Here is a 308-nt window from a genome sequence, read left to right as displayed (position 1 = left end):
CGCAGGAATTCAAATGATAAAAACTATTTAGATCTGGAATGTTGCATTATTTTGACATGCAATCTGTCCTTTCAATTGGGTGCCGCTTATAAACAAAAGCAGTGGACTTTTGACGCCGGTGATAAGAATGATTTGAAATTGAGTCTGGAAGGAAAAGTGAATGTCGCCTTTAAGACCCATATTATGATAGTAGAAGTCGCAATAGGAGTGGGTGGGGCTATAAAAACAGCGGCGGGTTTTGAACTTGATCAGCATGATAAAGGGATCGATCTGGCTGGCTACCATAATGGGATTGTTGCGGAATTTGA

At 40.6% G+C, this 308-nt stretch carries 1 pseudogene; it reads left to right on the top strand.

Features of this window, described 5'->3' with window-relative positions:
• Nucleotides 1-308 (top strand): annotated as a pseudogene (locus tag Phpb_RS20730) (hypothetical protein); the annotation flags it as partial.

This window comes from Photorhabdus namnaonensis, assembly GCF_001684335.1.
GTDB lineage: Bacteria > Pseudomonadota > Gammaproteobacteria > Enterobacterales > Enterobacteriaceae > Photorhabdus > Photorhabdus namnaonensis.
Note: the sequence above shows the minus strand (reverse complement) of the source record. Positions and strands in the feature narration are given on the sequence as shown.